4 protein-coding genes and 2 pseudogenes are annotated in these 8,393 nt (G+C 42.2%); 1 reads left to right on the top strand and 5 read right to left on the bottom strand.

Features of this window, described 5'->3' with window-relative positions:
* The 5 genes and pseudogenes from FTV03_RS16340 to FTV03_RS16325 all read right to left on the bottom strand — a co-directional run.
* Positions 1-140: transposase (locus FTV03_RS16340; RefSeq protein WP_151813106.1), on the bottom strand; the 140-nt coding region annotated here is incomplete at its 3' end.
* An 87-nt stretch (positions 141-227) separates the two neighbouring features.
* A pseudogene (locus FTV03_RS16335) lies at positions 228-547 on the bottom strand (transposase); the annotation flags it as partial.
* A 54-nt stretch (positions 548-601) separates the two neighbouring features.
* Positions 602-756: pseudogene (locus tag FTV03_RS18105) on the bottom strand (DDE transposase); the annotation flags it as partial.
* A 125-nt stretch (positions 757-881) separates the two neighbouring features.
* Positions 882-2,552 carry a ShlB/FhaC/HecB family hemolysin secretion/activation protein gene (locus FTV03_RS16330; RefSeq protein ID WP_180042228.1) on the bottom strand — a complete coding sequence of 557 codons (1,671 nt, stop codon included), beginning with the start codon at positions 2,550-2,552 and terminating at the stop codon, positions 882-884.
* 2 nt (positions 2,553-2,554) lie between these two features.
* Complete coding sequence (locus tag FTV03_RS16325) at positions 2,555-7,990, bottom strand: MBG domain-containing protein (protein ID WP_180042226.1); 5,436 nt, start codon at positions 7,988-7,990, stop codon at positions 2,555-2,557.
* 208 nt (positions 7,991-8,198) lie between these two features.
* On the opposite strand from FTV03_RS16325, the gene FTV03_RS16320 reads away from it, so the two are divergent.
* On the top strand, positions 8,199-8,393 hold a 195-nt coding region (locus tag FTV03_RS16320), incomplete at its 3' end, for a transposase (protein WP_180042224.1).

Genomic DNA, 8,393 nt, shown 5'->3' with positions numbered 1-8,393 from the left:
AATCCATGTTGCAAAGCGACTGAAGCAATTGAAACGTCCGGTGCTTTACAAGCCTGAACGATCTGCTGTTTAAATTCAGCACTGTATGTTCTTCGTTTTTTCGCAAGAGATGCGATGGATGTCTGATTATTTGTAGTCATAAATTTTAGTCCCCACTTGTTTCTAAGTGGGGACTAAATTAAGGCTTATAGGATGAATTCAGAAGGTGTGTTCAGCGGACGCTTACTATCAATATGCTTTTGTCGTCTACAGAGGGTGGAGTACGAATATCACTGATATTCGGGGCTGCTCAGCCACAGAGTTTAATCAGGCTTTGAGCAAAGCCAGTGACCATACGTAAAGAAAGACGGAATAGAGATTTGATCATTAAACAGCATTGAATCGCTGTATCGGAATAAGTTTGATTTCGTCCGTGCTTGCCTTGTGGTTGTGCATACCATTGGGTCTTAGGATCAAACCAGATTGAAATATTTCCTCGCTTGATTAAAGCTTGGTTATACGAGGACCAATTGGTTGTACGGTAAGTTTTAGGTGCAGGCTTCTTCATCTGGAAATTATATTGCTAAAGAAGCCCTCAAGAATAGCTTTGTGCAACAAAGCCTCTCTCAGGTAAAATGTAGTTCTTGGCTTTTCCAGTAAACTTTCAAAATGCTTGGGTAAATTACCTGCTGAATCCAATGAAGTGAATCTTAAAATATTCAGAATACTAATGGATGCAATATGAAAGCTGATTCCCAGAGGACTAACTTTTGCCCGTTAAGCCATATAGTCAAATCATTATAAAACCAATACAATGGTGCATAGAAAGAGCTTGTCAATATGAATAGAGCAAATGCATCAGAATTGCACAGTTTAATTGACAAGCTCTACTTTGATCTATTTTAGAACCGCATCATCATACTTAACCAACCTTCTGCATCATGTTTTTTATCTATGCTGGTCGGTGTTGCACCGATCGGAAAACCAACCTTGCTTTGGACTTGGAATCGCTTGTTGTCCGACCAATCCATTCCTAAGCCAGCACTGCTGATTCGCTCTCGATTATCTCCTGTTAAACCAGCCCAACGCTGGGCTTGTTTTTTCACTTCTGCACTGTCTACATAAACCTTCAACATCAAATGATGCTGCGCTGTATTTAACAGACCTTGTCTGAGTTCTGCCACAGCATAATAGCCACTTGAGCCGCTTAAGACGCTGTTTTGATAACCTGCAACGGTATAAGCCCCGCCCATACTGAACTGTTCACTGCTATCCAAATTATCAGGACTATATTGTGCTTGAATGCCTGTATATAACTGCGTTGCAGGGAGACCGAGATTTTGTAATCGTGATAGGTTTAGATGAGCACGATAAAAACTACCCTGTGTTTGTGCAGTCGCTTGATCCGCTTTTTTTGCTGCAGCATTTTGATATTTCACTTGACCAAAGTCGTTTGAGATATTCAATTGATTTAAGCCACCTCCTGCAAAGTTATCATACTGTGCAGCTTGGACGGATAACCGACCGACATGCACATCACGATGGCGATAAACATTGGCAACACCTATATCATCTTCAAGCTGTTTGTAATCATATTGTGCATTCAGTAGCACTTCACTACGATTACTCAAGAGGACTGGTTGATTTAACCAAATACTGGCTTGTTGGGCTTTACCTTCGGCATCGAGGGCTTTGTATTCTTTACCAAGCTCATAAATTAAGTCAGAGTAACTTGCCCCTAGCCGACTCCCCATCCCATTGATTGTTGCTTCATAGCCTACACGCCCATAATGCATTTTGCCTGATGTCATGGCATCTACACTGAGCTTATCACCAAGACCAAAAGGATTATGTACAGCAGCACCTGCATTGAAACGAACTTCTCGGGTATATTCATTGCCGTAATTGTCTAAACCAACATAACCGGTCATTGTTGCGGTAGGTACGATATCTACATTCAGCTGACTCGTCCCTGTGCTTTGTCCTGCACTTAAAATATTACGACTCTGTACACCATCTAAACGATTCAGTAATTTAATTTGTTGTTCAAGTGCTTGTGATGTAATGACTTGACCTGCTTGTAATGGTTGCAATGTGGCATCGATCAATGCATTTCGAGTACGGCTTTGATTGTTATAGCTGATGCCATCATAACGTGCTTCTAATACAGCAATGGTTACCACCCCTTGACTTAAGTTTTGGGCAGGCAAATAAGCACGGCTATAAGGATAACCCTGCTGTTGATAGTACTGTGTAATCTGTATGGCGAGTTGTTGTAGTTCGCCTAAAGTTAGGGTTTTACCTTCGTAATCGACCACCAGTGCATGCAATACTTCTCTGCTTAAGCTTTGATTACCAGTAATTTGAATTTTCTCAACGCGTATCTGCTCATCACTTGCCAAAGCTGGTGGTACAGTTGTCGCTGACTCTAACTCAATCGCTGCTTGGGGCTGATACGGTATCATTTGCTGCTGTTGTAATAACTGCCCAGCATTAGGAACAACATCTGCCCATACACTCAGACTAATACAAGACAACATGCTTGCGAGTACGGTTTTTTGCATGATTTGCATGATTAGTTGCTCCCCAATGTTTGAATATTATCCATGTTGATACCGTTACCTTCTATTTCGATTTCAACAATATCGAAGGCTTTAGGTTTTTGTTGTACAGGCTGCGTACGGATTGCACGCTGGTATGGGTTCGCCCAAGTCGGATAATAGCTCGGCGTGACAGGTGGCTGTTCTGGTTCAGGCTGTGGCACTGGCGGCTTCGGCTGTTCTGGTTCAGGCTGTGGTACTGGTGGCTTCGGCTGTTCTGGTTCAGGCTGCGGCACTGGTGGCTTCGGCTGTTCTGGTTCAGGCTGCGGCACTGGTGGTTTAGGTTCGATAGGGCTTGCCTGAATCTCAAGTACACCATCGACAAAGCGTAGCTCATAGTTACCATCCATTCCTGTGGCTTTGTTGGCATAAGTACCCACTTCTTTGGCTGTCACAGTTGCACGGACATGGGTCAGTACCGATTGATCTTCACCGTTCACCAGGCCTGTCACGCTAAAGCCATTGACTGTTTGGTCTTGTCCGTTATAGACAGTGGTTTTACTATCGGCAATCACGGTTGCTTGGGCTTTACTAATATCAGCAGTATCGGTTGCTGTAGTTGCAGCGAGAACATAGTTCCCTGCATCTGCTCCTGATAAAGTTAAGCCATTCGCTGTAACTGTTTTACCTATTGCTGCATTTTTATCGCTAAATGTCGCTGGATTGCCTGTAATGTTTAAAAAATCACCTGATACACGGTTATCACCATAAATTACTGCCGCTGAACTATTGCCATCATAGGTTTTGTTTTGCGCATTAATCGTTGCTGTTAAAGTCCGTGGGGTAATCGCAAAATCCGCCCCTGTATAGCTGATGTCATAGTTATTTGTGGCAAGTAGGTTTCCTTGATTAATCGCATAATTACCAACATTTTTCCCTACTGTACGCCCCAAAGCACCTGTTAATAAACTATTATCATCAGAGAATTTCCAGCCTGATACAGCATAACCCAATGTCGGGTCAGCATCGCCATAGACTTTATGTTGTCCTGCATCGGCAATAATGGTTAAAGTCGCTGGGGTAATTTCAAATTGCGGCGATGCTGCATCATAGGCAATGGTATAGTTGCCTCCTGCGGCAACTGTGCCTTTATTCATGGTATAAAGACCTACATTTTCACCGCTATCACGCCCCAAAGTACCTGTTAATAAACTATTATCATCAGATAATTTCCAGCCTGATACACCATAACCTAATGTCGGGTCGGTATCACCATAGACTTTATGTTGTCCTGCATCGGCGGTAATGGTTAATGTCGCTGGATTAATGGTTAAAGCTGTTGTATTCGCTGCATTTTGTGCAAAAACATAATTACCATGATTAGCAGTTAATCCACTACCATCTATCGCATAATTTCCAACATTGCTGGTGGTCGTCGCTGTGCTGTTAAAGCCTGCTGTACCTGTGGTGGCAGTTGCCAAATCTTCACCAGTGACAAAACCTGTCACACTACCTGTGAATAATGGATTGATTTCTCCATATTTACGGCTGGCTGCATTGGCAGTATAGGTTAATATTGCTGGGGTAATATTCGCCTTTAAAGTCGGCATCACCAGATTATAATTGCCTGCATCCGCACCAATTAAACCCATCGTCCCATTGAGCGTAACGGTAACATCTTTATTGTTGCCGACATTTTTATCTGCAACTGCACCAGTTCCAGTTCCTGCACCTGTATAAGTAAATACAATGTCATCAGAACCTACTGTTTGACTCCAATTAAGATTCGCAGTACCTGTGACTGTGATTGCAGTTGAGCCATCATACGCTCTATCTTGAGTAGTAAATCCTGTGACATAAACATCTTTCGGGGTAATCTCCAAAGTCCCACGACCACCAATCAAATCATAACCCTGTTGGTTAGAATGTAAACCTATATTATATGTACCAACATTTTTTGAGCTACTTTGTCCTGTAAATAGTTTATTACTATCCAGTCCAGTGGTATTAACACTGCTTAAATCCAGTGTTTGTATTTGCCCATTATAGGTTTTGCTTTGGTCGGCAATTGCACCAACATTGGCTTGGGTTAAGAATGAACGTAATAATGGTGCGGTATCGCCCTCATACATCCGCCAGACGGTATTTTTTCCACCTAAATAGCTATCTGCATCTATAAAGGCAAAGTTTGCTCCATTTTTCATTTGTGCAGTGGTTAAGCCTGTACCGCCTGCACTGCTTGCTTGCCCTGTGGTTTCTTTATTCCAATAGCCGTTGGTGACTGTTCCGCCATTACCACCACCAACCAAACCACCAAAATACGCACTTGAACCTGTCACCATTCCAGTCGCATAGCTGTTTTCAATCACAGCATCGTTACCGCCAGATAAACCACCAACATAAATAATACCAGACACTACTCCTGTGGCATAACTATTTTCGATACGTGCATTCATTTCATTTGCTCCCACAAGCCCGCCAGCAAACCCACTTGTCGTTGTGACTTGAGCATTGGAATAGCTAGACCTAATACTTGATTGATTCATATTCCACCCAACTAAACCACCAACTGACCAATCCCCTTTAACCTGCCCTGTACTAAAAGCATTTTCGGTATTGGTACTATTATCTGCATGACCAATTAAAGTACCAACCCTTTCTTTTCCTTGAATATTAGCATTCAGTAAACCAATATTTTTAATACTGGCATTTCTGGCATAACCAAATAAACCAATATAACTTTGTAATGGACGGTTAATATATAAATTATTTACGGTGTGACTTAATCCATCAAATTTCCCTGTAAATGGTGTTATAGCGTTACCAATCGGATTAAAACCTTGCGTACTCCACATATCACTGGCATTTGTACCCTTGGTTGCAGTCGCATCTATATTATTATTTAGCGTATAGTTTTTAGTTAAATCCACTGCCATGAGTTGGAGCTGATGGGCATTGCTAACATTGGTACTGTATTCACTCCATAAAAATGGTCGGGTTTGTCCCTCGATCATCACCCATTTTTCTACACCACCTTGTTTGGCAACATAGACATTGGTTGTCCCTGCCAATAGCGACCATGTCCCAAGATTGCTATAGCCATTGCGGCTATAACGGTTGGCAACAGTGATGTCTGTCGCAGTGACTGTACCTGTACCATCTCCTACTGCATTGGCTTGACCTGTACTGGTTTTGTCATAGTAGCTATTCTTAATCGTCCCACCAGTCCGACCGACTAGCCCACCTTGCTCAGTTCCTGTACTAATACTCACTTGACCTGTTGCATAGCTGTTTTCTACTGTAGAATTATAATTATCACCTAAAAGCCCACCTGCATTATCAACACCTGTCACCTTACCTGTGGCATAGCTATTTAATATTGTAGAATTATTATAATTATCTCCCGATAAACCACCTGCATAACTATTTGTACCTTGTGCCGTGACATCACCTGTGGCATAGCTATTTTCAATACGAGAACCAGACTCGTTCGCACCTGTTAGACCGCCAGCAAAAGATGTCTTACTTGTCACTTGGGCAGTCGAATAACTAGAGCGAATTGTAGCATTGTTATAATTTATCCCTAACAAGCCACCGACAGCTATATTTCCTGTAATCGATCCACCCATTATCCCCACATTTTGAATCGTTGCCCCATTGGTAGCACCAAATAAACCAATATAATTCTGTGATGGTCGGTTAATATATAGATTCGAAATGGTATGATTTAAACCATCAAATTTTCCTTTAAATTCATTCCCCCAAGTACCAATCGGACTAAAGCCTTGCCCAGCATTCCAGCCCGATGTTGTCGCTGCATTTATATCCGCACCCAGTACATAATTCCACAATAAATCCCCACTCATCCCTTGTAAGTCAGTCTCTGTCGTTGAACCTGCTGCACCTAAATCGGTAATCACGGTATAGTTTATCGGTGCGTTTGCACCTTTTTGGGTACTAAAGTTATTACCTGCTTTTAGATTTACTTTTGCACCATTGTTTAAATAATAGTTGGCGTTGATATTGCTGGTAGTTTGCCCATATTGTAGGTTTAATTTACCGTTATTATTGGTTGCAGTGATATTGGCATTGATATGGATGTCGTTATCGGCACGTAGTGTCAGTGCTGTATTGGCATTCCACGTTACATCAGCATTGACATTGATATTGCCTGCCTGTGTGCCTGCCCCTGTGGTGGTTACGGTAATATTATTACTCGCTAAAGCACTGTTTAATGTACCTACATTGATAATGCTGTCATTTTGGCTTGGGGTGAATGTGTTGCCTGCATTATTATTGCCAGCTTGTGCTTGGTTAGAAATCGTTACATTAAAGGGGTCAATCAGCCATTCACCGGTTTTACCACTATCCGAAAGTGTCGAGACTTTTGTACTGTCTTGAATTTGAATGTTGGCGGCAGAAGTTTCGATAAAACCGCCATCTTGTCCATTTTTGCCTTCAGCTTTAAGCGTTCCGCTCACGGTTGTTGTGCCAGTTTGCATATCGCCGAGTAGGATAATTTCCCCTTTGGCGTTTTTGCTTAAACGGTTGGCTTCGATAATCCCTGTATGATTAACCACCGCTTGGCTTAGGCTATTTTTGGCTTGGGCGGTCAGATAAACAGCACCATTATCGGCTTGGATGGCACCGCCATTTTCCACCAAACCCTGTAACGTGCCTAAACCAATCTGATATTCGACTAAACTGCCATCTTGCAGCTGTAAAGTCACTTGATCGGCTGCGGTTAAATGCACCACACCATTATTGGCTTGAATCGTGCCGTGATTTTTGACCGTTGGCGCAATCAACGCCACCACACCGCCACCCGCAATAATCGAACCGTAGTTTTCTACACTGCCTGCATTGCCCTGATTTTCAAGACTGTTTTTTAGGGTGAATTTGCCCTGTGCAATATCGCTGTCGGATAGGTTTAAGGTTGAAGCAACAATTCCACCGACATTGACTTGTGCAGTTTTAGAGAAAATTACCCCATTTGGATTGAGTAAGAATACCTGACCATTGGCATTCAGTTTGCCCATAATCTGGCTGGCGTTGTTGTCCAGTACACGGTTTACCGCAATGGCGGATTGATTTGGCTGGTTAAAATTCACCGTGGCATCTTTACCAATGTTAAAGCTGTTCCAGTTGGTAGAGAGGTTTTGGCTGTTTTGGTTGATATTTAGGCTATTATTATTTTGGCTGATTTGTGCCGAACCTTGAGTGATATTTGCCCCTGTCGGTAGGGCATTATTGGCAACCCCAGCCCATGTTGCATTGGCAACTAAAGCCATACTGAGACTTAGACTACACAATAACCACTGCGGACAAGCGGATACGTTTTGGGTTTTGTGTAATGGACGAGATAAATGCGTGCCAACTGTTGTTCCTTTGGCAGCACTTTTGGCATGTTCAGACACCACAACCATCTGCCCTAGTGCTTTGTTCCATACAATTTTATAAATTTTGTTCATCACACATCCCCAAAACTTGTGTTTTTGTAAAGTTATGTGCTATTAGATACACATTACTTGACTTTGCAATACCTGAAATCAAGTATTTTTTAGGAATTACTGTATATAGTTAATATGGTTCCGTTAATTAGACCACTCAATTCAGTTTTATAAGAGCTTTGTTGCACAGACTTATCTGTAAAGGCTTTTTCAGCGATATAATTTTCAAATGAAGAAGCCTACACATAAAATCTACCGCACAACCAATTGGTTCGCATATAACCGAGCACTCATTAATCGCGGAAATATTGCCATTTGGTTCGATCCAGCTACGCAATGGTATGCGCCATCAAAATGCAAACAAGGGCGATATCAAATCTACTCCGACGCAGCCGCCCAATGCTGCTTAATGATTAAATCCTTA

Source organism: Acinetobacter sp. YH12218 (assembly GCF_013417925.1).
GTDB classification, from domain to species: domain Bacteria; phylum Pseudomonadota; class Gammaproteobacteria; order Pseudomonadales; family Moraxellaceae; genus Acinetobacter; species Acinetobacter amyesii.
This window is presented reverse-complemented; position numbering and strand designations above follow the sequence as displayed.

Excerpts from the sequence above, each read along its gene's own strand:
- FTV03_RS16325 (WP_180042226.1), bottom strand. The coding sequence starts at position 7,990 with ATGAACAAAATTTATAAAATTGTATGGAACAAAGCACTAGGGCAGATG.
- FTV03_RS16330 (WP_180042228.1), bottom strand. The coding sequence starts at position 2,552 with ATGCAAATCATGCAAAAAACCGTACTCGCAAGCATGTTGTCTTGTATT.